Origin of the sequence: Streptomyces humidus (assembly GCF_014649655.1) — a bacterium.
Taxonomy (GTDB): Bacteria; Actinomycetota; Actinomycetes; order Streptomycetales; family Streptomycetaceae; genus Streptomyces; species Streptomyces humidus.
On the sequence record NZ_BMTL01000020.1, the window covers coordinates 121,447 to 147,126 of the forward strand.

24 protein-coding genes and 1 pseudogene are annotated in these 25,680 nt (G+C 72.9%); 12 read left to right on the forward strand and 13 right to left on the reverse strand.

Features of this window, described 5'->3' with window-relative positions; all coding sequences use genetic code 11:
* Positions 1-10: 10 nt before the first annotated feature.
* From ccrA to IE239_RS23485, 6 genes are all read right to left on the reverse strand, one after another.
* The gene (gene ccrA, locus IE239_RS23460; RefSeq protein ID WP_190151407.1) at positions 11-1,348 is read right to left on the reverse strand and encodes a crotonyl-CoA carboxylase/reductase; all 1,338 of its coding nucleotides are present in this window, start codon (positions 1,346-1,348) and stop codon (positions 11-13) included.
* Between the two features lie 437 nt (positions 1,349-1,785).
* Positions 1,786-2,601 carry a TetR family transcriptional regulator gene (locus tag IE239_RS23465; RefSeq protein WP_190151342.1) on the reverse strand — a complete coding sequence of 272 codons (816 nt, stop codon included), beginning with the start codon at positions 2,599-2,601 and terminating at the stop codon, positions 1,786-1,788.
* A gap of 136 nt (positions 2,602-2,737) precedes the next feature.
* Entirely contained in the window at positions 2,738-4,543 is a 1,806-nt protein-coding gene (locus tag IE239_RS23470; RefSeq protein WP_190151343.1) for a 3-hydroxyacyl-CoA dehydrogenase family protein, read from the reverse strand.
* A gap of 375 nt (positions 4,544-4,918) precedes the next feature.
* Positions 4,919-5,224, reverse strand: a complete 306-nt coding sequence (locus tag IE239_RS23475) for a hypothetical protein (RefSeq protein ID WP_190151344.1) — start codon at positions 5,222-5,224, stop codon at positions 4,919-4,921.
* 177 nt (positions 5,225-5,401) lie between these two features.
* Entirely contained in the window at positions 5,402-5,860 is a 459-nt protein-coding gene (locus IE239_RS23480; RefSeq protein WP_190151345.1) for a hypothetical protein, read from the reverse strand.
* Positions 5,857-6,414, reverse strand: coding sequence for an RNA polymerase sigma factor (locus IE239_RS23485; RefSeq protein WP_190151346.1), 558 nt, complete (start codon positions 6,412-6,414; stop codon positions 5,857-5,859). The genes IE239_RS23480 and IE239_RS23485 overlap by 4 nt, the downstream gene beginning before the upstream one ends.
* Before the next feature lie 523 nt (positions 6,415-6,937).
* Here IE239_RS23485 and IE239_RS23490 point away from each other — a divergent pair.
* Entirely contained in the window at positions 6,938-7,513 is a 576-nt protein-coding gene (locus IE239_RS23490) for an adenylosuccinate lyase (RefSeq protein ID WP_190151347.1), read from the forward strand.
* Between the two features lie 7 nt (positions 7,514-7,520).
* On the opposite strand, the gene IE239_RS23495 is transcribed toward IE239_RS23490, so the two are convergent.
* The 3 genes from IE239_RS23495 to IE239_RS23505 form a co-directional block, all read right to left on the reverse strand.
* Entirely contained in the window at positions 7,521-8,078 is a 558-nt protein-coding gene (locus tag IE239_RS23495) for a GNAT family N-acetyltransferase (protein ID WP_190151348.1), read from the reverse strand.
* A 174-nt stretch (positions 8,079-8,252) separates the two neighbouring features.
* Complete coding sequence (locus IE239_RS23500; protein WP_190151349.1) at positions 8,253-9,851, reverse strand: alpha/beta hydrolase; 1,599 nt, start codon at positions 9,849-9,851, stop codon at positions 8,253-8,255.
* A gap of 141 nt (positions 9,852-9,992) precedes the next feature.
* Positions 9,993-11,036: an Rv2578c family radical SAM protein gene (locus tag IE239_RS23505; RefSeq protein ID WP_190151350.1), complete on the reverse strand. Its 1,044-nt coding sequence runs from the start codon at positions 11,034-11,036 to the stop codon at positions 9,993-9,995.
* Between the two features lie 213 nt (positions 11,037-11,249).
* Here IE239_RS23505 and IE239_RS23510 point away from each other — a divergent pair, with 213 nt between their 5' ends.
* The 8 genes and pseudogenes from IE239_RS23510 (at position 11,250) to IE239_RS23545 (ending at position 20,598) form a co-directional block, all read left to right on the forward strand.
* Positions 11,250-11,693, forward strand: coding sequence for an SRPBCC family protein (locus IE239_RS23510; RefSeq protein WP_190151351.1), 444 nt, complete (start codon positions 11,250-11,252; stop codon positions 11,691-11,693).
* Between the two features lie 661 nt (positions 11,694-12,354).
* The gene (locus tag IE239_RS23515) at positions 12,355-14,895 is read left to right on the forward strand and encodes a SpoIIE family protein phosphatase (protein WP_190151352.1); all 2,541 of its coding nucleotides are present in this window, start codon (positions 12,355-12,357) and stop codon (positions 14,893-14,895) included.
* A gap of 187 nt (positions 14,896-15,082) precedes the next feature.
* Positions 15,083-15,807: pseudogene (locus IE239_RS23520) on the forward strand (class I SAM-dependent methyltransferase).
* A 436-nt stretch (positions 15,808-16,243) separates the two neighbouring features.
* Positions 16,244-17,077: a M55 family metallopeptidase gene (locus IE239_RS23525; protein ID WP_190151353.1), complete on the forward strand. Its 834-nt coding sequence runs from the start codon at positions 16,244-16,246 to the stop codon at positions 17,075-17,077.
* Between the two features lie 66 nt (positions 17,078-17,143).
* Positions 17,144-18,448 carry a M20/M25/M40 family metallo-hydrolase gene (locus tag IE239_RS23530; protein ID WP_190151354.1) on the forward strand — a complete coding sequence of 435 codons (1,305 nt, stop codon included), beginning with the start codon at positions 17,144-17,146 and terminating at the stop codon, positions 18,446-18,448.
* Between the two features lie 317 nt (positions 18,449-18,765).
* Positions 18,766-19,689, forward strand: a complete 924-nt coding sequence (locus tag IE239_RS23535) for a S66 peptidase family protein (RefSeq protein ID WP_190151355.1) — start codon at positions 18,766-18,768, stop codon at positions 19,687-19,689.
* Positions 19,690-19,759: 70 nt separating this feature from the next.
* The gene (locus tag IE239_RS23540) at positions 19,760-20,026 is read left to right on the forward strand and encodes a LapA family protein (RefSeq protein ID WP_190151356.1); all 267 of its coding nucleotides are present in this window, start codon (positions 19,760-19,762) and stop codon (positions 20,024-20,026) included.
* Between the two features lie 20 nt (positions 20,027-20,046).
* Entirely contained in the window at positions 20,047-20,598 is a 552-nt protein-coding gene (locus IE239_RS23545) for a GNAT family N-acetyltransferase (protein ID WP_190151357.1), read from the forward strand.
* On the opposite strand, the gene IE239_RS23550 is transcribed toward IE239_RS23545, so the two are convergent.
* The 3 genes from IE239_RS23550 to IE239_RS23560 all read right to left on the reverse strand — a co-directional run bounded on the left by IE239_RS23550 (position 20,570) and on the right by IE239_RS23560 (position 22,071).
* Entirely contained in the window at positions 20,570-20,917 is a 348-nt protein-coding gene (locus tag IE239_RS23550; RefSeq protein ID WP_190151358.1) for a DUF6204 family protein, read from the reverse strand. The two genes, IE239_RS23545 and IE239_RS23550, sit on opposite strands and share 29 nt — an antisense overlap.
* Positions 20,918-21,007: 90 nt before the next feature.
* Positions 21,008-21,358, reverse strand: coding sequence for a VOC family protein (locus IE239_RS23555; RefSeq protein ID WP_190151359.1), 351 nt, complete (start codon positions 21,356-21,358; stop codon positions 21,008-21,010).
* A gap of 182 nt (positions 21,359-21,540) precedes the next feature.
* The gene (locus IE239_RS23560) at positions 21,541-22,071 is read right to left on the reverse strand and encodes an LLM class flavin-dependent oxidoreductase (protein WP_190151360.1); all 531 of its coding nucleotides are present in this window, start codon (positions 22,069-22,071) and stop codon (positions 21,541-21,543) included.
* Between the two features lie 215 nt (positions 22,072-22,286).
* Here IE239_RS23560 and IE239_RS23565 point away from each other — a divergent pair, with 215 nt between their 5' ends.
* Both IE239_RS23565 and IE239_RS23570 read left to right on the forward strand, forming a co-directional pair.
* Complete coding sequence (locus IE239_RS23565; protein ID WP_190151361.1) at positions 22,287-22,643, forward strand: hypothetical protein; 357 nt, start codon at positions 22,287-22,289, stop codon at positions 22,641-22,643.
* Positions 22,644-22,647: 4 nt separating this feature from the next.
* Positions 22,648-24,495, forward strand: coding sequence for a transketolase (locus IE239_RS23570; protein WP_190151362.1), 1,848 nt, complete (start codon positions 22,648-22,650; stop codon positions 24,493-24,495).
* 502 nt (positions 24,496-24,997) lie between these two features.
* Here the strand turns inward: IE239_RS23570 and IE239_RS23575 are convergent.
* Positions 24,998-25,369, reverse strand: a complete 372-nt coding sequence (locus tag IE239_RS23575) for a hypothetical protein (protein WP_190151412.1) — start codon at positions 25,367-25,369, stop codon at positions 24,998-25,000.
* Between IE239_RS23575 and IE239_RS23580 the strand changes: the two genes are divergently transcribed.
* Positions 25,370-25,657: a gas vesicle protein GvpO gene (locus IE239_RS23580; protein ID WP_190151408.1), complete on the forward strand. Its 288-nt coding sequence runs from the start codon at positions 25,370-25,372 to the stop codon at positions 25,655-25,657. It abuts the gene before it with no gap.
* Positions 25,658-25,680 lie beyond the last annotated feature (23 nt).

Genomic DNA, 25,680 nt, shown 5'->3' on the forward strand with positions numbered 1-25,680 from the left:
CTCGGGTGTCTCAGATGTTGCGGAAGCGGTTGATGGCGTCGATGTGCCGGGCGCGCTTGTCCTCGTCGCGCACGCCCAGGCCCTCCCCGGGGGCCAGCGCGAGCACGCCGACCTTGCCCTGGTGGAGGTTGCGGTGCACGTCGTAGGCGGCCTGGCCGGTCTCCTCCAGGGAGTAGACCTTCGACAGGGTCGGGTGGATCTTGCCCTTCGCGACCAGCCGGTTGGCCTCCCAGGCCTCGCGGTAGTTGGCGAAGTGCGAACCGATGATCCGCTTCAGGGACATCCACAGGTAGCGGTTGTCGTACTCGTGGTGATAGCCGGAGGTCGAGGCGCAGGTGACGATCGTGCCGCCCTTGCGGGTGACGTAGACCGAGGCGCCGAAGGTCTCACGGCCCGGGTGCTCGAAGACGATGTCGACGTCCTCACCGTCGGTGAGCTCGCGGATGCGCTTGCCGAAGCGCTTCCACTCCTTGGGGTCCTGGTGGTGCTCGTCCTTCCAGAACCGGTAGTCCTCGGCGGTGCGGTCGATGATCGCCTCGGCGCCCATGGCCCGGCAGATCTCGGCCTTCTGCGGCGAGGAGACGACGCAGATCGGGTTGGCGCCGCCGGCCAGCGCGAACTGCGTGGCGTAGCTGCCGAGGCCGCCGCTCGCGCCCCAGATCAGGACGTTGTCGCCCTGCTTCATGCCGGCGCCGTTGCGGGAGACCAGCTGCCGGTAGGCGGTGGAGTTGACGAGGCCGGGGGCCGCGGCCTCCTCCCAGCTCAGGTGGTCCGGCTTGGGCATCAGCTGGTTGGACTTGACCAGCGCGATCTCCGCCAGCCCGCCGAAGTTGGTCTCGAAGCCCCAGATGCGCTGCTCGGGGTCGAGCATCGTGTCGTTGTGGCCGTCGGAGGACTCCAGCTCGACGGAGAGGCAGTGGGCGACGACCTCGTCGCCGGGATGCCAGGCGTTGACGCCCGGACCGGTGCGCAGGACCACGCCCGCGAGGTCGGAACCGATGATGTGGTACGGCAGGTCGTGCCGCCTGGTGAGCTCGCTGAGCCGGCCGTAGCGCTCCAGGAAGGAGAACGTCGACACCGGCTCGAAGATCGAGGTCCACACGGAGTTGTAGTTGACCGAGGAGGCCATGACGGCCACCAGGGCCTCGCCCGGCCCGAGCTCGGGCAGCGCCACCTCGTCCAGATGGATCGACTTGCGCGGGTCCTTGTCGCGGGTCTCCAGGCCCGCGAACATCTCCGTCTCGTCCTTGTGCACGGTGATCGCACGGTAGGACTCGGGGAGGGGCAGAGCGGCGAAGTCGGCCGACGTGGAGTCCGGCGACTGGATCGCGTCCAGGATCTTCTGCATGGTCACGGTGTTGCCTCCGGCGGTGAGCGCCCTGAGGGAGGGGCGCTGAGGGCTACGGCGGTGCTGCTGAGGGTGGGTCGGAAGGTGCCGTCGGTTCGGCGGCGTGCTGTTCGGCAGCGCTTTGTGGCGCGGGAGGTTGCCTGTGACGCAGGCGTCCGGGCGCGCAGTCCATGAGGTTGCGGGGACAGCCGGCGTACGTATGGTCGCTGCACGCCGGCCGCCCGGACTCCTTCAACGTATGACACCGCGTGTCACCTCGCAAGGCACTGAGTGCCAGAACTTCCGCTCGGCTGAAATCTTTACGTGACACATGAGCGATGATCGATCGAACGCGGCCTGAAATCCGCGCGAAAAGGTGCTCTGACATGACAGAACGGCCACCCCGTGGGGTGGCCGTGATCACAACGGGAAACGGGCCCGATCCGGACCCGAGGGTCTCAGCGCTCCTTGAGGGCCTGCTCGATGGTGCGCATGACCTCGTCCAGCGAGGCGTCGGTCCGGGCGACCGTCACCAGCACCTCGCCCTGCGCGGAGACCGCGGCCGGGGCCGGCTGCGGGGCTCCGGCGCCGCTGCGCCCGGCCCCGATGCCCGTGCCGAAGGTCTTGCGGACGATCGCGAAGGCGTGGTCGAGCTGGGCCTCGACGTCGCCCTGTCCGCCCGCCCTGAGCCAGCGCCGCAGCACGTGGTTGTGGGCGGTGACCACGGCCGACGCGGCGACCTCGGCCAGCAGCGGGTCGTCGTTGGCGTCGTCGTCGTGCGCGTGCTCGTCGAAGTGGCCGAGGAGGTAGCGGGTGAAGAGGCGCTCGTAGCGGGCCACCGACGCGATCTCCGCCTCGCGCAGGGTGGGCACCTCGCGCGTCAGCTTGTAGCGGGCGACCGAGATCTCCGGCCGGGCCGCGTACATCTTCATGACCTCCTTGATGCCACGGCACACCGTGTCGAGCGGATGCTCGTGCGCGGGGGCCGCGTTCAGCACGGCCTCCGCCCGGATCAGGGTGTCGTCGTGGTCGGGGAAGATCGCCTCTTCCTTGGAGCGGAAGTGACGGAAGAAGGTGCGGCGGGCGACCCCGGCCGCGGCCGCGATCTCGTCGACCGTGGTCGCCTCGTATCCCTTGGTCGAGAACAGCTCCATGGCCGCGGCCGCCAGTTCGCGGCGCATCTTGAGCCGCTGGGCGGCCGCGCGGCTGCCCGCGGCGCTCTCGGGAGCGTCGGGCGTGGCGGGTGTGCGTGAGGACCTGGCGGACTGGGACATGACCTGAACGTACTGCATCTGCGCAGCTCGGTGTGCAGGTCCGGGTCGTCCCCCGCCCCCGGCGGACGGGGACCCGGCGGCGGGCCCGAGCAGCCCGCCCCAGTCCCCGCGCGCCGGCCGCCGGTCGCCGGGCCCCTCAGCGGCGGGCATATTCGCGGAAGCCGCGGCCGGTCTTGCGGCCGAGGCAGCCCGCGGCCACCAGGTGCTCCAGGAGCGGGGCCGGAGCCAGCCCCGGGTCGCGGAACTCGCGGTGCAGGACCTTCTCGATCGCGAGCGAGACGTCGAGTCCGACGACGTCCAGCAGCTCGAAGGGGCCCATCGGGTAGCCGCCGCCCAGCTTCATCGCCGCGTCGATGTCGTCGAGGGTCGCGTAGTGCTCCTGCACCATCTTGATCGCGTTGTTGAGGTACGGGAACAGCAGGGCGTTCACGATGAAGCCGGCCCGGTCGCCGCAGTCGACGGCGTGCTTCTTGATCCGGACGCACACCTCGCGCACCGTCGCGTGGACGTCCTCGGCCGTCAGCACCGTGCGGACGACCTCGACCAGCTTCATCGCCGGGGCAGGGTTGAAGAAGTGCATCCCGATCACGTCCTGCGGGCGCGAGGTGGCGCGGGCGCAGGCGACGACCGGCAGCGAGGAGGTCGTCGTGGCGAGGACCGCGCCGGGCTTGCACACCTTGTCCAGGGCCGCGAACAGCTGCTGCTTGACCTCGAGGTCCTCGGCGACGGCCTCCAGCGCCAGGTCGACGTCGGCGAACGCGTCCCAGGAGCCGGCCGGGGTGATGCGGTCCAGGATCCGGGCGGCGGTCTCGGCGGTCAGCCGGCCCTTGTCGACCGAGCGGGAGAGCGACTTGCCGATCCGGGCCTTGGCCGTCCGCGCCTTCTCCTCGCTGCGGGCGGCGAGGACGACGTCGTAACCGGCCTTGGCGAAGACCTCGGCGATGCCGGAGGCCATGGTGCCCGAGCCCGCGACCCCGACCGAGGAGACCGGGCGGCCCGCGGCCCCGGCCCCGCCGGACAGGGGCGTCAGCGCGTCCGGGACGACCGTCGCGCTGCCGGGGGCGTCGTAGGTGTAGAAGCCGCGGCCCGACTTACGGCCCGTCAGTCCGGCCTCGCTGAGCTGCTTGAGGACCGGGGCGGGCGCGTGCAGCCGGTCGTGGGACTCGGCGTACATGGCCTCCAGGACCGTGCGGGCGGTGTCCACGCCGATCAGGTCGAGCAGTGCGAGCGGGCCCATCGGCAGGCCGCAGCCGAGCCGCATGGCCGCGTCGATGTCCTCGCGGGAGGCGTAACGGGCCTCGTACATCGCGGCGGCCTGGTTGAGGTAGCCGAACAGCAGGCCGTCGGCGACGAATCCGGGCCGGTCGCCGACCGCGACGGGCTCCTTGCCCAGGTCGAGGGCGAGGTCGGTGACGGCGGTGACGGCGGACGGAGCGGTGAGCACCGAGGAGACGACCTCGACCAGCTTCATCGCCGGCGCGGGGTTGAAGAAGTGCAGGCCCAGCACCCGCTCCGGGCGCGCCGAGTCGGCGGCGAGGCGGGTGACGGAGAGCGCGTTGGTGCCGGTGGCCAGGATGGTCTCGGGCCGCACGATCGCGTCCAGCTCGCGGAAGATCTGCTGCTTGATCTCGTACGACTCGGGGGCCACCTCGATCACGAGGTCGGCGTCGGCGGCCGTGCCCAGGTCGGTGGAGACGCGGACGCGGGCCAGGACGGCCGTGCGCTCCTGCTCGGTGAGCCGCCCGCGCTGCACGGCGCGGGCGGTGGAGGACTCCAGCGCGGCGAGGGACCGCGCGGCCTGGGCCTCGCTGACGTCGACGCCGATCACCTCGCGACCGGCCTTGGCGAGGACCTCGGCGATGCCGGTGCCCATGGTGCCGAGGCCGATGACGGCGATCGTCCGGAGCGGGGACAGAGGGGTGTCGGACAGGGGAGCGGCCATCGCGGGACTCCAGGAATGAGAGTGACGACTGGGAACGCGCCCGGGTGCGCCGGAGGGACCTCTGCGAGGCCCGGGCGCACCGGGTGCGCGGAAGGAGTGCGGGTGTTGCCGGGCTGCGAGCGCACACGCCCGGTGCCGTCGCCGCGGGCGTGCACACGCCCGGGGACGAACGGCGGATCCGACCGGCCCTGTCCCGTGGCCGGGTCGTACAGCGGTACACGGGGTACCGAACCGACATCTCGCGGCGACTGCGTCACCAGGCCGCCACGAGGAGGTACTGCGAGTGGGTGACTCGCTCTTATGAGCTTAACCGGTGGGTAACGAGCGCGCCAGCCCTCTTTCGGTGATCTGCTCTGTGATGTGTTCCGCACCGGCTCAGGACCCGGGCGTCGGGGCCGCCCCGCCGTCGGCGCGATCATCGGCGCCGTCGCGGCGCAGGTGCAGATACAGCGTCACGCAGACCCCGGTCCCGGCCACGCCCACCGAGGCCAGTCCGACGTACACGCCCGCGAGGACGGGGTGGGCGGGCAGTTGCCGGACGGCCACGCCGACCGAGGCGAGGCAGCCGGCGACCAGGACCTGGATGACCGTCCGCAGGGCGACGAGCCGACGGCGTCCCGTCCGGTCGTCGCGAGCGTCGTGTGCGGTGTTCTTCTCCGCGGGGGTGCCGTGTGTCGCCATCGTCGTGCTCTTTTCCGTTCTCGGGCGGAGGTCTCGGGCAGGGGCGGGGTGATGCGGTGAGTGCGGGGGGCGACGTGCGGGGCGGGGTGGGGTGCGGGGGTGCGGGCGCGCGTGGGGGCGCTGCCGCCGGGTGCCGCCGCTCCCGGGCCGGAGCCGGGGAGCGACGGTGGTGGCGCGTCAGCCTGCCAGGGCCTCCGTGCCGTCCAGCTGCGTGACGATGGGCCGGCCGCCGCGGGCGGGCGGGCTGGTGCTGCCCTCCTTGCGGCGGACGCGTCCCTCCTGGCCGCCCCTGTCGCTCTCCGGCTGCCGTTCCGCCGCCGGGGCGGCGTCGGGCCGGGCGCGCTCCCCGTGGAGCACCCGGCCGAGCAGGACCAGGCGGGCGACCGCCTCCCCGGACAGGTGCCGCAGGGCGAGCAGGGCGCGTTCCGTGACGGACTGCGCTCGCGCCGTCGCGTCGAAGTAGAGCGGCGACGCCCAGGGCGCGGCGGCGGGATCGCCGCCGGCCGCCCTGCGGCCGATCTCGGCCGTGATGTCCTCGAAGTACCGGGCATCGTGCTCCAGCCACTCCTGGGGAGTGGGCGGAGCGGCATGGTCGATCAGACGCGCCTTGCGGCGGTACGCCGTCGGATGGGTCATGGCTTCTCCTTCCTTCTGTGGATCTCCACGTCGAAGAAGCCCCTCTGGAGCTCCTCCACACAGACGCCGGCGGATGTCAGACGGGCCCTGGCCCGGCTCATGACCTTGCTGCTCCAGCCCTGGGAGCGGCCCAGCACCTCGGCGGTCCTGGCATTGGTCCACCCGTGGAAGGCGATGAGCCGGTAGACCGTCCGGTCCGGCTGCGGTAGAGCGTCGACCGCGGCCAGCCACGGCTGGAAGCCGTCGTCCACCTCGCCGAACCGGAAGCCGTACAGGGAGACCAGGGGGATGAGGTGGATCTCGCACGGGACACAGCAGTTCTGACGGGCCCTCAGGTCGTCGGCCGCGAGCTGCATGCTCACGTCCATCAGCCGCTCGTACGCCTCCTGCGCGCAGATGCCGGCAGGCAGGAGGGGCAGCGTCCTGGTGAACGCTTCCTGAGTGAGGGCCGTGACGTTGCAGCGAGGGTCGTCGTAGCCCTCGAACGTGTCGAACTGCACCTTGTGGAACAGATTGCGTATCAGTTCCGTGTGGTGGGACGGGTCGAGTGTCAAAGTAGGACTCATTTTGTTCAGGGCCCTTCGGACAAAACGATGGCGCCGCCGGCGCCTCGGTGCAGGAGCTCATCGGCTCGCATCGATGGGTCACATCATCAGGGGGGTGCCGGGAGACCCTTTCCTGAACCTCCCGACCTCACCTGACGACGCGTTACTTATCAGTAGCAACGTTCCCGTCGTACTGTTGGACGGGGATAGTACTGACGGTCGGAGCCACCCCTTTCCGCCCTTGAAATTCACCGTTGCGAACGAACTTGATCTCTCGTCGGCCGAATCTGACCGCCGCTGCCCGAAGGTGTCCCGCGAACTCGCCCCCGTCGTCCGGTGCGCCCGTCGTCGCCGCACGTCACCGGTCGGGAGCACCGCCGATCAGGCCTGGACGGAGCCGGCCGCGAGCGGGACGAAGTACGCGTTTGCGCGGTCTTTCCGGCGCCGTCGAGAGCACAGGGCGTGCGCCCGGTTGTGCACCCGTGCGCTGCTGCGCGCCGTGCGCCGCCGACGGCTGTCCTAGGCTCGGCCCATGGACGAAGAGTTGCGATCCCTCACGGAGCGCTTACGGCGCGAGTCCGGCGCGACGGCGGCCTACGAGCGGCTGGCGGGCACCGCGGACCCCGACGAACTGGCGGGCCTGCTCACCGAGCCGGGGCAGCCACTGTGGGCCAGGGAACTGGCGGCGTTCCGGCTCGGACTCGCCGGGGACCGCCGCGCCTTCGAGACGCTCGTCCTGCTGCTCAACCACCGCGACCCCCCGCGCTGCGCGTCCGCCGCCCACGCCCTCGCCCGCCTCGGCGACCCCCGTACCGCGCGCGCCGCGGCCGCCCTGGCCACCAACGAACTGCGCGTCGCCTACGCCCTGCATCCCGTCCGGCTGCTGGTGGAGCTGCGTGCACCCGAGTCGGTGCCCGCGCTGATCACGACGTTGCAGCGGCGGCTGCGGCCGCACGACCCCTACCGGCGGGTCGCCCTCGCCTGCGTCGAGGGGCTGGGCGCGCTGGGCGACGGCCGGGCCCGCCCGGTGCTGAACGACGCCCTGGCCCACCCGGTGCTCGCGCAGGCGGCCGTGCACGCCCTCGCGCGCATTCCCAGGCAGCGGTGACGAACCCTCAGAGGGCCGTGGGGAAGGAGCCTTCCAGAGGCAGGCGTCCCCCGTGGCGCACCTCGGACACGGTGACACCCGCCACCTCGAAGGGCTCCTCGGCGCCGTCCGCGTGAAGCCCGGCGCGCGTGTAGAACCGGCGGGCCGGGGCGTTGCCCTCGAGCACCCAGAGCCGCATGGCCGGGTGCCCCAGGGCCTCGGCCCGCCGTGCGGCCTCCTGAAGGAGAGCACGTCCGACGCCGGTGCCGATGTGCTCGACGGCCGCGTAGAGCGCGTACAACTCGGCTTCTTCCGTCAGGACTTCGCCTTCCCGGTAGGGGCCGAGGGCCGCCCAGCCCACCACCGTCCCGGCCCGCTCCGCGACCAGGTTCACCACGCCGGGCCCACCCCGCCCGAAGCCGGCCCGGCGTCGCTCGGCGTCCTCGGCGACGCTCAGCGCGTCCAGGTACGACTGCGGCATCAGGCCGCGGTAGGCCCACTGCCAGCCGCGCACGCGGATCTCCGAGACCCGGTCCACGTCCGCGAGCGTCATCTCGCGCACCTGCGGGGCCGCCGCCGACGTCATTCGCCCACCACCGCGAACGCCTCGATCTCCATGGGGAACGGTCGTTCTGGCCGGTTCGCTCACGCGTCCATGGTGGACCACGGGTCCGACGAAGCCCCCGGCACCCCCGACGCGTCCGACGCGCCCGACGAACCCGGCCCTCCGTCTCTCTGCCTCCGGCCTTCCGACCGCCGCTCAGCCGCGGAAGCCGAGCAGTCCGTGCAGCGTCGAGCCGTGGGCGGAGCGCTGCGCGACCCTGGAGGCCGGTGGCTCGGGATCGGGCTGCGCCGGGCACACCGCGTCGGCCTCGCCGCTCCCGCGCGGCACCGTGCCGTCGGCCAGGTATGCCGCCAGGTGCTTGTCCAGGCAGGCGTTCCCGCTCAGCGTGATGCCGTGGTTCTGGCCGCCTTCCTCGACGACCAGACTGGAGCCGCGCAGCAGCGCGTGGACCGTCGCGCCGCCCTCGAACGGGGTGGCGGCGTCGTCGGTCGCCTGGAACAGCAGGACCGGCGGCAGGTCGTCGTTGGCGACGTTCACCGGGGCCAGGGGGCGGGTCGGCCAGAACGCGCACGGCGCGTTGTACCAGGCGTTGTTCCAGGTCATGAAGGGCGCCTTGGCGTACACCGCCCAGTTGTCCGAGCGCCACTCGTCCCAGTCGCGGGGCCAGGAGGAGTCCCGGCACTGCACCGAGGTGTAGACGCTGTAACCGTTCTCTCCCGCGGCGTCGACCGCGGCGAAGTTCTCGTACGCCTCGACCAGCGGGCCGGTGTCCGAGGCCTTCACGTACGCCGCGAACGCCTCGGCGAGGTGGGGCCAGTAACCGTTGTAGTAACCGCCGGGCAGGAAGGTGTCCTCCAGCTCGGAGGCGCCCACCCTGCCGCCGGCCGGCTTCTTCGCCAGAGCCGCCCGCATCGCGTACCACCGGGTCTCGATGCGTTCCGGGTCGGCGCCCAGCCCGTAGGTCTTGTCGTGCTTGGCGATCCAGGCCATCAGGGCGCGGTGGCGGTCGTTGAAGGCGAAGTCCTGGACGAGGTTGTCCTCGTACCAGACGCCGGTCGGGTCGACGATCGAGTCCAGGACCAGGCGCCGCACCCGCTGCGGGTAGAGCCTGGCGTACACCGCCCCGAGGTACGTGCCGTACGAGTAGCCGAAGTAGTTCAGCCGCTCGGCGCCGACCGCGGCGCGGATCGCGTCCATGTCCCGTACGGCGTCGAGGGTGTCGATGTGCGGCAGGACGTCGGCGTACTTCTTGCCGCAGGCCTCGGCGAAGGACCGGGCGCGCTCGAGGCCGGCCCGCTCGATCGCCTCGGTGAACGGCACGGAGTCCGGGCGGACGGGGGCGAAGTGACCGGGCCTGCAGTTCAGGGCGGGGGTGCTCCTGCCCACCCCGCGCGGGTCGAAGCCGATGACGTCGTACTGGGCCGCGACGGCCTTGGGCAGCGCCGAGGCGACGAACCCGGCGAGGCTCAGTCCCTGGCCGCCGGGGCCGCCGGGGTTGACCAGCAGGGGCCCCTGGAACGTCTTCGCGGTGTGCGGCACGCGGGACAGCGCCAGCGTGATCTGCTTCCCGGCCGGCCGGGCGTGGTCGAGCGGCACCTTCAGCGACGCGCACTGCAGCGTCGGCCGTCCGGCGATGCCGCAGCTCTTCCAGGCGAGCTTCGCCGCGGAGGCGGAGGCGAAGCGGCCGGAGGCGGAGGCAGCGGGGTGCGAGGGGCTCGCACCGGCGGGCACGGCCGTGACCGTCCCGGCCACGAGTGCGGCGGCGGCGCACAGCACGGCTGCGCGTTTGTTCATGGACTGCTCCCGGGACGGAGGGGCCGAAGAAGGCGGACCGCGCAGGTCGCGGCCTTGCCGCATCGTCCCGGAAAGATCGTCCGAAAATACCCGTTCTGGGGTTTATTGACCCGTTCGAGCGCTGGATGCGCTCGAACGCGCTCAGAGCAGCGTGAGCTGGGTCGGCCCGGGCGCGGCGGGCTCCTCGGCCGGGGCGGGCCGCCGGATCCGGCGGGGCGTCTCCCCGCGCGCGGGGCCCATGCCGAACTCCGCGGCGAGCTCGTGCACCTGACGGGTGATCCGGCGCTGGTACCACTTCGGGGCGTAGGCGCCGTCCGCGTACAGCCGCTCGTAACGGCGCACCAGGGCGGGGTGGTGCTGTCCGAGCCAGGCCATGAACCACTCGCGGGCGCCGGGGCGCAGATGCAGTGCGAGCGGTGTGACGGAGGTGGCCCCGGCGACCGCGATCGCCCTTACGGTGGCGCGCAGTTGAGCCGGTTCGTCGCCCAGGAACGGGATCACCGGCGCCATCAGCACCCCGCATTCGATGCCGTGGTCGGTGAGGGTCCGCACCACGTCCAGACGGCGCTGCGGGGCCGGGGCGCCCGGCTCGACGGTGCGCCACAGTTCGGGGTCGGTGAAGCCCACGGAGACGGAGACACCGACCTCGGTCACCTCGGCGGACTGCCGCAGCAGGTCGAGGTCACGCAGGATCAGGGTGCCCTTGGTCAGGACGGAGAAGGGGTTCGCCCGGTCGCGCAGGGCGGACAGGATGCCCGGCATCAGCCGGTAACGGCCCTCCGCGCGCTGGTAGCAGTCGACGTTCGTGCCCATCGCGACGTGTTCGCCGTGCCAGCGGGGCGACGCGAGCCGGCGGCGCAGCAGCTCCGGCGCGTTCACCTTGACGACGATCTGGGTGTCGAAGCCGATCCCGGTGTCGAGGTCGAGGTAGCTGTGCGTCCGTCGGGCGAAACAGTAGACGCATGCGTGGGTGCAGCCGCGGTAGGGGTTCACCGTCCATTCGAACGGCATCCGGGAGGCGCCCGGCACCCGGTTGAGGATCGAGCGGGCATGTATCTCGTGGAAGGTGATGCCGGCGAACTCGGGCGTGTCGAACGTCCTGGTCGTGACCGTGTCCGCGCCGAACAGCGCGGCGTCCGCCGGCCGGTCGTGGCGGGTCTCCGCGGTGAGGTTCTCCCAGCGCATGACGTCTCCTCGGTAGCGCTGGATCCCACAATAGAACATGTGTTCCCATGATCGTGCGACGGACCTTTCGGGACCGGTTTCCGATCGGCCCGCGATCGCTTCGGCGACCCCGATTTGGGCGGTCGCGGACCGGGGTGGTTGGCTTGCCCCGAAACTGAGGCACCCCTGAGCACCCCTTAGCACCCCTGAGCAACACGGACCTGGAGGAACCCCATGGCGCAGGTCGAGGCCACCACCGAGCGGGTCGTCGCGGCGGACCCGGACAAGGTGTTCGACACGATCGCCGACTACAGCGGCACGCGCGGGAAGCTGCTGACCGAGCACTTCAGCGAGTACGAGGTGCGCGAAGGCGGCGACGGCGAGGGCAGCCTCGTCCACTGGAAGCTCCAGGCCACCAGCAAGCGGGTCCGCGACTGCCTCCTGGAGGTCACCGAACCGACCGACGGCGAGCTCGTGGAGAAGGACCGCAACTCCTCGATGGTCACCGTCTGGCGCGTCACCCCGGCCGGCGAGGGCAAGTCCCGCGTCGTCGTCACCACCACGTGGAACGGCGCCGGCGGCATCGGAGGCTTCTTCGAGAGGACCTTCGCGCCCAAGGGCCTCGGCCGGATCTACGACGGGGTCCTCGCCAACCTCGCCGCCGAGGTCGAGAAGTAGGCCGACGCACCCCGCCTCCGCCGGTCCGCGGGTCCGCCGTCACCGGGTGATCGAGTGGCTCTCACCTGCGACAGGGACGGCGTCGCGACTCGTCGTACCCGCCCGTGGTCGTCGCCTCACGCGACGACTGCGGGGCGGGTGCGGGGCCGGTGCGACGAGAGGGGCGGCGGACGGGCGCAACCACCCCGGCCCTGCGAGCGATCGTCCTCCTCGCCCGTCGTGTTCCGTGTCCGGTCTCTGCCCGCCCTCGATCGTCCTGGTCATCGGCCGGCCATCCCCCCCCGGGACTCGTCAGGACGTCGAACTCGCCGCCGCCGCCCTGTTGTAGGGCACTGTCCGGGACCTCGAACGGCCTTTACCACGGGAGCCGGGCGGCCCGCTCCGCTTCGTCGATCCGTCCCTGCGGCGGGCACTCCCTCATCGCCGCCGGCTGTCCGCCGGCCGCCACCGCCCTGCGGGCAGCCGGAGGCGGCCGCAGGGAACGCGACCTGCGGCTCGGCGCCCGGAACAGCGAGCGGGCGGACACTGGGACGTGCGGCGTACCCCGGCGCACCCAGGTGAAACCAATTCCAGAATTGATGCCCGCGCCGACCGGCGTGCGCCGTACGGTGGGGACTGCGGGACAGATCTTGCACAGCTCTGGGGAGAGAGGGCCTGCGCCATGGACCGTGGCACCGAGAGGGACGCGACTCCCCGCCGCGGAGCCGGGAGCGAAGCGACGGGCCGAGCCGGGACGGGATGGTCGCGCCCGGAGGGCGGGGGCGGTTCCGCCGACGCCGGGCGCGTCCCGCTGGCCGTGGTCGTGGTGGACCGCGAGGGCCTCGTCTCCCACTGGAGCGCCGGTGCGCGCCGGCTCTTCGGCGTCGCCAAGGAGGAGGCGATCGGGCAGCCGGCCATCGACCTGCTCCCCGTCTCCGGCGCGCTCCCCGAGCCCGAGGACGACTTCGCCGAAGACGCCCGAGGCGGGTACGCCGCCTACGACGGCATCGGGCCCGGCCTGGACTCCTCCCTCGACCGCGGGCTCGGGTACCCGGCCGCCGGACGGGCCCGGCTGACGGTGCCCGCGCTGGACGGCGGCCACGACCGCGCCGACGTGCTGTGGTGGGCCTATCCGCTGGTCGGACCGGGTACGGAACGGCTGCTGGTGCTGGCCGCCGACGCGACGGCCCTGCGCCCGCAGGACCCGGCGGCCCCCGCCGCCGTCGAACGCATCGCGCCCGGCTTCGCCCTGCACACCGACTTTCCCGGCGCCGAGGAACTCGCCCGCCGACTGCCCGAGATCCTGCCCAGCATGAGCGTCGGGGAAGGCGCCCGCATCGTCGCCCAGGTCCTCGAACTCGGCTACCCCGTCATCGAGTTCAGCCAGAACGACCGCATCCCCGTGACCCCTGACCGGGGCGTGGCCCGGCGCGTCGAACGCCGGGCGCGCCGCGAGCGCGCCGCCCGCGCCGCCGCCGAAGGGCTGCCCTTACCGCAGGACCAGCCCGACGAGGGCGAGGACCTCGAGCACGCCGCCGTCCGTGAACGGCTGGAGTTCCTCAACGAGGTCAGCGGGAAGATCGGCACCTCCCTCGACCTGTCCCGTACCATCGTCGAGGTCAGCCGGGCCGTCGTCCCGCGCTTCGCCGACGTCGCCGGCACCTATCTGCGCGAACAGGTCGTCGCCGGCGAGGGGTTCCCCGACGGCGTGCCCGACACCACGACCCTGTGGCACCGCGTCGCCCTCGAGCACACCGACGAACCCGGCCGCTGGGACGACGTCGTGCCCGTGGGCGAGGTCATGCCGTTTCCCGCGCACACCCCGTTCTTCCAGTGCATGACCACCGGCGAGCCCGTCCTGGTGCCCCGGATCAGCGAGCAGATGGGCCACGCCATCGCCTTGCAGTTCGAGAAACGGGACATCCGGCCCCTGATCACCGGCCGCTCCATGCTCGTCGTCCCGCTCAAGGCCCGACACGTCGTCCTCGGCTTCATGATCCTGCTGCGCCACCCCGAGCGCGCCCTCTTCAACGACATGGACCGGGTCACGGGCGCCGAACTCGCCGCCCGAGCGGGCCTCGTGCTCGACAACGCGCGCATGTACACCCACCAGGAGAGCGTCGCGGAGACCCTCCAGGACAGCATGCTGCCGCACATCCCGCCACGCAGGGCGGGCTGCGACCTCGCCACCCGCTATCTGCCGGGCACGCTGCTCGGACGGATCGGCGGGGACTGGTTCGACTCGGTGAAGCTGCCCGGCGCGCGCACCGCGCTCGTCGTCGGCGACGTCATGGGCCACGGCCTCAACTCCGCCGCCATGATGGGCCAGTTGCGCACGGCCGTCCAGACCATGGCCGCCCTCGACCTGCCGCCCGCCCAACTCCTGCGCAACCTCGACGACCTGGCGCAACGGCTGGGCGACACCTATCTCGCGACCTGCCTGTACGCCGTCTACGACCCGATCGCGAGCGAGCTGCTGCTCGCCAACGCGGGCCACATCCCACCCGTGCTGGTGCGCGCCGCCGACGGCCGCAGCGAGCTGCTCGACCTGCCCACCGGCGCGCCCATCGGCGTCGGCGGGGTCCCCTTCGAGGCCGTCCGGGTCCGCGTGGCGCCGGGGGACCGGCTGGTGATGTGCACCGACGGGCTGGTGGAGATGCGCGGCGAGGACATCGGCGTGGGCCTGGCGGCCCTGTGCGAGTCCGCCGCCCATCCGGCCGCCTCCATGGACGACGCCTGCGACACCATCGTCCGCGCCCTGGCCGCGACTTTCTCCCGGGCCGGCCGCGGCGACCGCAAGGACGACGTCGCTCTGCTCATGGCCCGGCTCGGCGGCATCGAACCCGGCGACGTAGCCGAATGGCGCCTCGCTCCCGACCCGGCCGAGGTCGCACGGGCCCGCGCCGCGGTCCGCGAGCAACTCCACGACTGGGGCCTGCGCTCACTCGCCGACCCGGCCGCGCTCATGGTGAGCGAGCTCGTCACCAACGCCGTCCGGCACTCCCGCCGCCGCCCCGTGGCGCTGCGCCTCGTCCGCGGCGACACCCTGCTGTGCGAGGTCGAGGACGACGACCACGAACTGCCGAACCTGCTGAGCGCCGGACCCGGCGACGAGGCCGGGCGGGGGTTGCGCGTGGTGAGCGTGCTGGCCCGGGAGTGGGGCGCCAGCCGTACGGCGGAGGGGAAGTCGGTCTGGTTCGAGCTGACGCTGCCGCGCTGCTGAAGGCTCCCGCGCCGTTGAACGCTCCCGTGCCGTTGTTCGCTGCCGCCCGGCCGGGGCGCGACGGCGTGCGGATCCCGGACGCCGTGTGAAGGAACGTGCACCGCGCTTGTAGCGGCCACCGGGGAGCGATAGACCGTACTCGCCCGTCGCTTACGGCGGATCGGCTGTGCTTTGTGGGGAGTTGGGCATGGGCGTGGCGAGTCGGTACCGGGCGGCGTGGGAGGGTTTCTGGCGGGAGGCCCCGGAGGAGCCCGGCGGTGTGTTCTGGGACGCGGACCCGAAGGTGACGGCCGCCCTGCACCTCGCCCTCTTCGAGCCCCATCTGGCGGACACCGCAATGCCGTTGGTGGACCTCGGCTGCGGCAACGGCACCCAGACCCGGTACTTCGAGGAGTGCTTCGCCCAGGTGATCGGCGCCGACCTGTCCGCCGCGGCCCTCGACCACGCCCGCCGCGCGGATCCCGCCCACGGCGACGCCTACCGGCAGCTGGACGCGGCGGAGAAGGGCCAGGCCGAGGCCCTGCACGCCGAGGTGGGAGACGCGAACGTCTCCATGCGGGGCGTACTGCACCAGTGCGAGCCCGCCGACCGGCAGGCGCTGGTGGACGGGATCGCCGCGCTGACGGGCCGGCGCGGGCGGGCCTTCCTCGTGGAACTGTCGGAGGCCGCCCGTCCCGTCCTCGGCGCCCTGGCGCAGAGCCCGGCCGGTCCGCCGCCGAAGCCGGCGCCGGTCCTGCGGCACGGCATCGCCCCCGGCGAGGTCGCCGACGAGCGGTGCCCGGGTATCTGCGCACCGCCGGGCTCATCGTGCTGGCGTCCGGCGAACTGCCTCTCACCACCATCGAGTTCGCGCCGGACGGCACCCGGATCGAGCTGCCGTCCCAGTGGTTCGTGGTCGCCGGGGAGGCGTGACCGCCCGCACGCGAGAGCGGTGCCGACGCCTGTCGCGCCTGCGCACCGCACCGCCCCGTGCCGCGCCCTGTCAGGGAGAGGGAACAACGCACGAGCCCCCTGATGAGGAGCCGCGAGACGTCCCCTGCCCCCGTGCGGTGTCCTCGGCCTCGCCGAGCGGGCGAGCATGCGGTGGGCGACGGCGCGCGGCTGCGACCGGTCGGCCCCGAAGCGCTCCGGAGGCCGAGCCGGGTGCGCGGTCACGGCAGGTCCCCGTCCGGACGCCGTCCATGTCCTCGGCCGGCGCACGCGCTGTCGTGCCGGCGCGTGCGCCGGGATCACCACACCCTTCCGGTCGGAGCGCCGACGTCTCCTCGTGCGGGGCGTCCGGTTAGGCTCGGACCTCCTCGAGCGGGCGTCCCGGACGGCGGCGGCCCGGAGACGGCAGGGGGCGTACGTGAAGATCCTCATCAGCGCCGACATGGAGGGCGCCACCGGCGTCACGTGGCCCGCCGACGTGCTGCCCGGGACTCCGCAGTGGGAGCGCTGCCGGGCGATGTTCACCTCGGACGTCGACGCCGCCGCCCGCGGCTTCTTCGACGGCGGGGCGGACGAGGTCCTGGTCAACGAGGCCCACTGGACGATGCGCAACCTGCTCCTCGAACGGCTCGACGAGCGGGTCGAGATGCTCACCGGCCGGCACAAGGCCCTCTCCATGGTGGAGGGCGTCCAGCACGGAGACGTCGACGGCATCGCGTTCGTCGGCTACCACGCGGGAGCCGGAGCCGAGGGCGTCCTCGCCCACACCTACCTCGCCAACTCCATCACCGGCGTCTGGCTGAACGACGTGCGCGCCAGTGAGGGTCTGCTCAACGCCCGGGTCGTCGCCGAGTACGGCGTGCCGGTCGTCCTGGTCACCGGCGACGACGTGGCCTGCGAGGACGCGCTCGGCTACGCGCCCGAGGCGCTGAAGGTCGCCGTCAAGGACCATGTCTCGCGCTACGCCGCCGTGTGCCGCACCCCGGCCCGCACCGCCGCCGACATCCGGGCCGCGGCGAAGACGGCGACGACGCTGGCGGTCCGTCAGGAACCGGTGTCCGCAGGGCCGTTCACCGTGACGGTGGAGTTCGACGCCGAGCACCTCGCGGCGGCGGCCACCGTCGTGCCCGGCGTCGCCCGCGTCGGCGAACGGAAGGCCGCGTACACCAGCGGCACCATGTACGAGGGGATCCGCACCTTCAAGGCGGTCACCACGATCGTGTCGGCCGCGATCGAGGAGCAGTACGGCTGAGTGCCCGGGAGCGGCCGGAGAAGCGGGAAAGCAGCGGGAAGCAGCGGGAAGACGAGCAGGAGCAGCATGGCTGACGCGCAGGCGCGGGACGAGGCCGTCCGGTTCACCTCCGACCTCATCCGCATCGACACCACCAACCGGGGCGGCGGGGACTGCCGCGAGCGGCCCGCCGCCGAGTACGCCGCCGCGCTGCTGGCCGAGACGGGCATCGAGCCCACGCTGCTCGAACGCGCCCCGGGGCGCACCAACGTCGTCGCGCGCGTCGAGGGCGCCGACCCGTCCGCCGACGCGCTGCTCGTCCACGGCCATCTGGACGTCGTCCCCGCCGAGGCCGCCGACTGGAGCGTGCACCCGTTCTCCGGGGAGGTGCGCGACGGGGTCGTGTGGGGGCGCGGCGCGGTCGACATGAAGAACATGGACGCGATGATCCTGGCCGTGCTGCGGGCCTGGGCCCGGCAGGGCGTGCGGCCCCGGCGCGACCTCGTCATCGCCTTCACCGCCGACGAGGAGGCCAGCGCCGAGGACGGATCCGGCTTCCTCGCCGACCGCCATCCGCACCTGTTCGACGGCTGCACCGAGGCCATCGGCGAATCGGGCGCGTTCACCTTCCACGACGGCGCCGGACGCGAGATCTACCCCATCGCCGCGGGCGAGCGCGGCACCGGCTGGCTGAAGCTCACCGCGCGAGGACGCGCCGGCCACGGATCCAAGGTCAACCGGGAGAACGCGGTGACCCGGCTGGCCGCGGCCGTCGCCCGCATCGGCGAGCACGTCTGGCCGCCCCGGCTCACGCCGACCGTCGCCGCCGCGCTCTCCGAACTGGCCGCGCTGTACGGCGTCGACGGCGACCTCGACGACGTCGACGCCCTGCTGGACAAGCTGGGCCCGGCCGCCGCCCTCGTCGAGGCGACCGTGCGCAACAGCGCCAACCCCACCATGCTGACCGCCGGTTACAAGATCAACGTGATCCCGGGAGAGGCCGCCGCCTTCGTGGACGGCCGGTATCTCGCGGGCACGGAGGACGAGTTCCGCTCCACCCTCGACGAACTCACCGGCCCCGACGTCGACTGGGAGTTCCACCATCGCGAAGTCGCCCTCCAGGCACCGGTGGACGCGCCGCTGTACGCCCGGATGCGCGCCGCCGTCGAGGAGTTCGCGCCCGAGGGCCACGTGGTGCCGTACTGCATGTCGGGCGGCACGGACGCCAAGCAGTTCTCGCGGCTCGGGATCACCGGCTACGGCTTCGCGCCGCTGAAGCTCCCCGAGGGCTTCGACTACCAGGCGCTCTTCCACGGCGTGGACGAACGGGTCCCGGTCGAGGCGCTGCACTTCGGCGTCCGCGTCCTCGACCGGTTCCTGCGGACGGCCTAGGCGGACGGGAACGAGCCGCCGGTCCTGCCCCGGGGAGAGCGCCTGCGTCACCTCGCTGGGCACCGGGGCGGCCGAGGCCGATGACGGGGGGTCGGCCGGAGACGGCGGGGCAGTGCCGGGAGCGACCGCGCGGGCAGTGGGGCGCAGGGCGGCCGGTTCCGCCCGCGTACCTCGCAGTGGAGCGGTGGAGCAGTGGAGCGGTGGGGCGCGGCTTCCGGCGGGGCGACTGCGGTCGGTGCCCTGGTGGCCGGGCTGTCGCTGTACGCTCAGGTCCTCGGGCTGGATCCGCCCGGTGCGGCGAGCGGGGAGCATGTGCGGTGAAGGAACTCCTACGGCCGTCGCGACTGGCCCCCGGCGCCCGGGTCGCGGTCGTCGCGCCCAGCGGGCCGGTGGCGGAGGAGCGGCTGCAGGCCGGCCTCGACCTGCTGCGCGGCTGGGACCTCGACCCGGTGGTCGCGCCCCATGTCCTGGACCGGCACCGCAGCCTGCCCCACCTCGCGGGCGCCGACGCCGACCGGGCGGCCGACCTGCAGCATGCCTGGTGCGACCCGGGCGTCGACGCCGTGCTGTGCGCACGCGGCGGTTACGGCGCCCAGCGCGTCGTCGACCTGCTCGACTGGGACGCGATGCGGGCGGCCGGCCCGAAGGTGTTCGTCGGCTTCAGCGACAGCACCGCCCTGCACGAGGCGTTCGCCTTCCGTCTGGGTCTCGCCACGCTCTACGGACCGGTGGCCGCGGGCATCGACTTCGTCAAGAACGCCCGCGCACAGGACCACCTCAGGGCCACCCTCTTCGCTCCCGAGACCGTCCGCACGCTCCGCTCCGCCGGCGTCCCCCTGGCTCCGGGCCGGGCGCGGGGCGTCACCCTGGGCGGCTGTCTGACACTGCTCGCCACCGGCTGCGGAACCCCGCACTCCCGGGCCGGCGCCCGGGGCGGGCTGCTGCTGATCGAGGACGTGGGCGAGCCGCCGTACCGTGTGGACCGGGCCCTGACCCAACTCCTGCGCACCGGATGGCTGGACGGCGTCGCCGGCGTCGCGCTCGGCTCCTGGGACCGGTGCGGCCCCTACGCGGAACTGCGTCCGGTCCTGGCCGACCGGCTCGGCGGCCTCGGCGTCCCCGTGGTCGAGGAGCTCGGCTTCGGGCACTGCGAGGGCGCGCTGACCGTGCCCTTCGGCGTGGGTGCCGTACTCGACGCGGACGAGGGCACGCTCACCCTCGACGCCCCGGCGCTGCGCTGACCCCGCGGCAGCGTCACCCGGAGGGCAGCCTCACCGCGCGAGCGGAGGACTCCCGGCCCACGCTTGTCCCATGAGCCCGAAGACCTCGAAGACCTCGGCCGCGGACAGCGGCGGGAAGAGCAGCGGCCTGGGTGGGGCGGCGTCGCCCGGCCGGATCGCCGTGCTGGTGCTGGCCGTCCTCGCCCTGATCTTCATCTTCGGGAACACCCGCGCCACGGAGATCCGGCTGCTGGTCCCCCTGGTGACCATGCCGCTGTGGACGGCCCTGCTGGCCACGGCCCTGATCGGCGCGCTGTGCGGGGCCTACTTCGCCTACTCCAGGGCACGGCGGCGATAGCCGCGTCGTACGCTGTCCGGATGCCGCACACCGGATCTGCGTACCTCGCCGAGGGGCCCCGCGTCGGGCTGCGCCACTTCACCTACGCGGACGGCCCCGAGTTCACCGCCCGGGTCCGCGAGAGCAGGGACCTGCATCACCCGTGGCTGTCCCCGCCGGCCACCGCCGACGCGTTCACGGCCTACGCGAGCAGGCTGATCGAGGACCCGTCGAAGGTCGGCTTCCTCGTGTGCACCCGGCAGGACGGGGCGATCGCCGGATTCGTCAACATCAACAACATCGTCGAGGGCGCGTTCCAGTGCGGTGCGCTCGGCTACGGCGTCTTCGCGCACGCGGCCGGACGCGGGCTGATGCGCGAGGCCCTCGGCCTGGCGGTGGGCCACGCCTTCGGGCCGATGCGGCTGCACCGGCTGGAGATCAACGTGCAGCCCGGCAACGCGGCCTCGATCGCCCTGGCCCGCGCCTGCGGCTTCCGGCGCGAGGGGTTCTCCCCGAAGATGATCCACATCGACGGGGAGTGGCGGGACCACGAACGGTGGGCGATCACCGCCGAGATGCGGGCTTCCGGTTGATCTTCATGGTGTCGAGGTCGGTGACCGTCGACTTCAGCGCGGTGAAGCCGTAGCCCAGCGCACGCAGCGTCGTCTCGGCGCGCTCCTCGGCGAGCGCGCCCGCCATCTCCTCGCCGTCCGCCGCGTCCGAGACCACCACGAAGCGCATCGAGAAGTGCTTCAACGGCGACGGCTCGTAGGACAGCGTGCCCTCCTGCGTGAACCGCATGCTCGTCAGGCCGTGGTCGGCGGCCCCGGCGAGGAGCCGGGCACGGGCCTCCTCGGCGAGTCCGTCCCACGTGCCGCGGACGATCACCCGGTAGGTGTGCTGCTCACTCACTGTCGCTCCTTCGAGTTCGGCTGCCGAAGGAGCGACTCTACGGGCGGACGGCCGGCGCGCACCCGGATTTTCCGCCGCGCGCCGGACGGCTCACCGCCCGCGCCGGTCCGCGTACTCGTACACGGCTCCGTCCGGGTGCCGCACGACGAGATTGCGGCCCACCGGAGTGGGCACCGGGCCCGCGAGAACGTCCGCGCCCAGCTCGGTAAGGGTCTTGAGGGCCTCGTCGACGTCCGGGACGGCGATCGTCGCCGCCACCTTGCGCAGCACCTCCAGCTCGGCCGGGGGCCCGCTCATCAGAAGGAAGCAGCCGACCGCGGCCACTCGCACCCCGCCCCGCTCGAAACGCAGCGCGGCGGTGCCGGTCAGCCGCTCGTAGAAGGCGGCCGAGGCATCCAGATCGTCGACGCAGACACGCAGTGTGGCTCCCAGAATGTCCATGCGCACGAGCCTAGTTGGGGCGGCGTCGGCCGGGTGATCCTTCACACGATCCCTCCTCGGTCCGCCCGCCGGCGCCCGGTGAGGCGGCCGGCGGGCGGGCGGGTACGGCCCAGCGGCACAGCCGCCGCGGGGCCCCGGCGCCCGGGCGGGGACCCCGTGTCCGGCCCGCCCGGGAAGGCGGCTCACCGGAGGCGGGGCAGCACCTCGGTCCGGTAGAAGTCGAAGAAGCCGCGCTGGTCCGGGCCGATCTGGTTCACATAGACCCGGTCGAAGCCCGCGTCGGCGAAGGCGGTGAGCGCGGCGACGTGTTCGTCCACGTCGTCGCCGCAGACCGTGTTCTCACCGACCATCTCCTCGCTGATCAGCGGCTCCAGCTGCTCGAAGTGGCTCGGAGTGGGCAGGATCTGGCCCATCTCGCCGGGCAGCAGCTGGTTGGACCACAGCCGGCGGACCGTACGGACGGCCTCGTCGCGGTCGGCGCCGTAACAGACCTTCGTGCCGCCGCTGACCGGCTTCGCGCCGCCGCCGCCCTCCGACAGCGCGCCGATCACCGACCAGACGAACGGGCTCTGGCCCTGCGCGTCGTTCCAGGGGTGGTGGCGGTCGGAGATCCACAGCGCCCGGAAGCCCGCCTGTTCGGCCATGCGCGCCTGTTCTACCAGGTCAGCGGGTCCGAACTCCTCACAGGACAGGAAGTAGCCGTATTCGGGCATGGGGGTACCTCCGACTGGGTGACTTGGGTCCCGCACCGGGTACCCGACGCCCGGGCGGGAAACCGGCACGCGTTTGGCCGCCCCTGCCAGGGGGACGCGGAAACCCTCGTACGACGGCCGCCCGAACCCGGTCGGAGGCCCGTGAGACGTGTGGCCCGTGCTCGGCGAGGCCGACCGAGAGAAGACCCACCACGATCAGGAATCAGGTGAACGACGTGAACGACGTGAACGACGAGAACCAGACGACCGGCGGGACCGGCGAGCGGCACCCGTCCCCGGAGGACGGCTCCCAGTCGATCACCTCGCCGACACCCGAGGTGGGACGGCACGGAGGCGATGCGGGCGGCCCCCGTCCGGGACAGTCGTCGCCCGAGGACGGCTCCCGGTCGATCACCTCGCCCACACCGGAGGTGGGGCGGCACAGTTCCGGACCGGCGTCCGGACCGCCGGCCACCGCGGGGGACGACGGGACAGCCCCCGAACCTGCCGGGAACCGGCCGGGTGGCGAGCCCGCCAGGAACCGGCCGGCCCCCGCCGAGGACGCGGACGAGCGTGCGAAAGGAAACCGGTAGCCCGATGGACACCGCCGAACTCATCGAACTCGGACAGCAGTTGAGGGTGGACAGCGTGCGCGCCTCCGCCGCCGCGGGATCCGGGCACCCGACGTCGTCGATGTCGGCCGCGGACCTGATGGCCGTGCTGCTCGCCAACCACCTCCGCTACGACTTCGACCGCCCCGCCCACCCCGGCAACGACCGCTTCGTCCTGTCCAAGGGCCACGCCTCCCCGTTGCTGTACTCCGCCTACAAGGCCGCCGGCGCCGTCGACGACGAGGAGCTGCTGAGCTTCCGCAGGCTCGGCAGCCGGCTCGAAGGGCATCCGACCCCGCGGCGGCTGCCGTGGGTCGAGACGGCCACCGGCTCCCTCGGCCAGGGGCTGCCTGTGGGCGTCGGCATCGCGCTCTCGGGCAAGCGGCTGGAGCACACCGGCTACCGGGTGTGGGTGCTGTGCGGGGACAGCGAACTCGCCGAGGGCTCGGTGTGGGAGGCCGCCGAGCACGCGGGCCACGAGCACCTCGACAACCTGACCGCGATCGTCGACGTCAACCGGCTCGGCCAGCGCGGCCCGACCCGGCACGGTCACGACCTGAACGCCTGGGCCCGCCGTTTCCAGGCGTTCGGCTGGCACACGGTCGAGATCGACGGGCACGACGTGGACGCCGTCGACCGCGCGTACGGCGAGGCGGTCTCCACCAAGGGCCAGCCCACCGTCATCCTCGCCCGCACCCTCAAGGGCCGGGGCGTGGAGTCCGTCCAGGACCGCGAGGGCCTGCACGGCAAGCCGCTCCCCGACGCCGACGCGGCGATCGAGGAGCTGGGCGGAGTGCGTGACCTGCGGGTCCGGGTGCACGAGCCGGCCGACGCCCGCACGCTGCACTCCGTCCCGACCGGACGCCCGGACCTGCCCCGCTGGGACAAGGGCGAGGAGGCGGCCACCCGGGACGCCTATGGCAAGGCGCTGGCCGCGCTCGGCGACGCCCGCGAGGACGTCGTCGCCCTGGACGGCGAGGTGAGCGACTCCACCCGCGCCGAGGTCTTCGCCAAGGCGCACCCCGAGCGGTTCTTCGAGTGCTACATCGCCGAGCAGCAGCTAGTCGCCGCCGCGGTCGGTCTCGCGGCGCGCGGCTGGGTGCCGTACGCCTCCACGTTCGCGGCCTTCCTGACCCGGGCCCACGACTTCGTCCGCATGGCCGCGGTCAGCGGCGCCGGGATCAACCTGGTCGGCTCGCACGCAGGGACGGCCATCGGCCAGGACGGGCCCTCGCAGATGGGCCTGGAGGACCTGGCGATGTTCCGGGCCGTGCACGGCTCCACCGTGCTGTACCCGTGCGACCCCAACCAGACCGCCGCGCTCGTCGCCGCGATGGCGGACCTGGACGGCGTCCGCTATCTGCGCACCTCACGCGGCGCGGCCCCGGCCCTGTACGGCCCGGACGAGGAGTTCCCGGTCGGCGGCAGCAAGGTGCTGCGCTCCTCCGGCCGGGACCGGGTGACGATCGTCGCGGCCGGCGTCACCGTGCACGAGGCGCTGAAGGCCGCCGACGCCCTCGCCGGCGAGGGCGTCGCGGTGCGGGTGATCGACCTGTACTCGGTCAAGCCGGTCGACCGGGACACGCTGCGCCGGGCCGCCGAGGAGACCGGCTGTCTGCTGAGCGTGGAGGACCACCACGAGCAGGGCGGCCTCGGCGACGCCGTCCTCGACGCCTTCCTCGACGGGCGGCCGGCGCCCCGCCTGGCGCGTCTCGCGGTCCGCACGATGCCGGGGTCGGCCGGTCCCGACGAGCAGCTGCACGCCGCAGGCATCGACGCCGAGTCGATCGCCGCGTCCGCCCGGCTGCTGGTGGAGCAGTCGATCGCGCCGTGAGCGCGCCGACGGGCGGGCGCGTACGCACGTCCACCGGCCGGACGAGGCGCTCTTCCCGGCCGGTGGCGGTGCGTGCCGAGGTGGCCGGTGCGGCCGTCGTGGGAGTCACGGACGCCGGAACGGCATCCGGACGGGACCGCCGGCCCCCCCGTTCACGCGGAAGAACACCCGGGAGCACTGTCCGGAGCGGATGAGCCGGACCGGGAGGCCGAGGAGGTCGAGGAGGCCGGGGAGGACGGCACGGTCCGGCGCACGGTCTGCGACGACACCGTCACTCTCGTCCACCCGGCCGGCCAGGCCTGTCTCGCAGGCCCGTTCCCGCCGCGGGGCCGCGCTGACCGGCCGCGGGCGCGCCCTGGACGCGGCCCGACGGAGGCTCGCCGCACTGGACGTCTCGTGAAGGTTTGGCCATGAGGCTTCCGGCCACACGAAAGGAGAGGTGGCCATGGCGAACACGAGAAGCACATCGAAATCCACACAGAGCACATCGGGTACGCGGACTTCACGGAACACCCGCAGGACAGGGTCCGGGCGTGGGCGGTCCGGGCACGAGCGTCCCGCCCGCCACAGGGACGAGCAGGACGCCGACGAGCAGGACACCGACGAGGCGGACCTCGACGAGGCCGACAGCGCCGGGGCCGACGACGAAGAGCCGGACGGTGAGAAGCCGGACACCGGCGAGCCCGACCGTGAAGAGCCCGACGAAGAGTCCGACGACGAGCCCGGCGCTGAAGAGCCCGAGGGTGAAGAGCCCGCCGGTGCTGCGTCCGAGGACGCGTCCGAAGGCGAGCACGAGGACGGGTACGACGACGAACGCGACGATGACGAACGCGACGACGAAGACGAAGACGACGACACGAAGGGCGAGGACCACATCGTGACGGACGACCGGCCGCGCCCCATGGAGGTCCTGCGCGAGGCGCGTGCCCAGCTGGCGGAACTCACCGGCATGACCGCCGAGAGCGTGTCCTCCTTCGCCCAGACGGAGGACGGCTGGTCCCTGGAGGTCGAGGTACTCGAACTGGAACGGGTCCCCGACACCATGAGCCTCATGGCGACCTACCAGGTCGAACTCGACCCGGAGGGGCAGCTCACCGGCTACCGGCGCGTTCGCCGTTACGAGCGCGGGCGGGCCGATGCCCACCGGGCCGGCGGCCGCTAGGCCGCCGCCGAAGACCATTTCCG

Bases quoted from the DNA above. Each gene is read 5' to 3' on its own strand.
- ccrA (WP_190151407.1), bottom strand. From the start codon at position 1,348: ATGCAGAAGATCCTGGACGCGATCCAGTCGCCGGACTCCACGTCGGCC.
- IE239_RS23465 (WP_190151342.1), bottom strand. From the start codon at position 2,601: ATGTCCCAGTCCGCCAGGTCCTCACGCACACCCGCCACGCCCGACGCT.
- IE239_RS23470 (WP_190151343.1), bottom strand. From the start codon at position 4,543: ATGGCCGCTCCCCTGTCCGACACCCCTCTGTCCCCGCTCCGGACGATC.
- IE239_RS23475 (WP_190151344.1), bottom strand. From the start codon at position 5,224: ATGGCGACACACGGCACCCCCGCGGAGAAGAACACCGCACACGACGCT.
- IE239_RS23480 (WP_190151345.1), bottom strand. From the start codon at position 5,860: ATGACCCATCCGACGGCGTACCGCCGCAAGGCGCGTCTGATCGACCAT.
- IE239_RS23490 (WP_190151347.1), top strand. From the start codon at position 6,938: ATGGACGAAGAGTTGCGATCCCTCACGGAGCGCTTACGGCGCGAGTCC.
- IE239_RS23495 (WP_190151348.1), bottom strand. From the start codon at position 8,078: ATGACGTCGGCGGCGGCCCCGCAGGTGCGCGAGATGACGCTCGCGGAC.
- IE239_RS23500 (WP_190151349.1), bottom strand. From the start codon at position 9,851: ATGAACAAACGCGCAGCCGTGCTGTGCGCCGCCGCCGCACTCGTGGCC.
- IE239_RS23505 (WP_190151350.1), bottom strand. From the start codon at position 11,036: ATGCGCTGGGAGAACCTCACCGCGGAGACCCGCCACGACCGGCCGGCG.
- IE239_RS23510 (WP_190151351.1), top strand. From the start codon at position 11,250: ATGGCGCAGGTCGAGGCCACCACCGAGCGGGTCGTCGCGGCGGACCCG.
- IE239_RS23515 (WP_190151352.1), top strand. From the start codon at position 12,355: ATGGACCGTGGCACCGAGAGGGACGCGACTCCCCGCCGCGGAGCCGGG.
- IE239_RS23530 (WP_190151354.1), top strand. From the start codon at position 17,144: ATGGCTGACGCGCAGGCGCGGGACGAGGCCGTCCGGTTCACCTCCGAC.
- IE239_RS23540 (WP_190151356.1), top strand. From the start codon at position 19,760: ATGAGCCCGAAGACCTCGAAGACCTCGGCCGCGGACAGCGGCGGGAAG.
- IE239_RS23545 (WP_190151357.1), top strand. From the start codon at position 20,047: ATGCCGCACACCGGATCTGCGTACCTCGCCGAGGGGCCCCGCGTCGGG.
- IE239_RS23555 (WP_190151359.1), bottom strand. From the start codon at position 21,358: ATGGACATTCTGGGAGCCACACTGCGTGTCTGCGTCGACGATCTGGAT.
- IE239_RS23560 (WP_190151360.1), bottom strand. From the start codon at position 22,071: ATGCCCGAATACGGCTACTTCCTGTCCTGTGAGGAGTTCGGACCCGCT.
- IE239_RS23570 (WP_190151362.1), top strand. From the start codon at position 22,648: ATGGACACCGCCGAACTCATCGAACTCGGACAGCAGTTGAGGGTGGAC.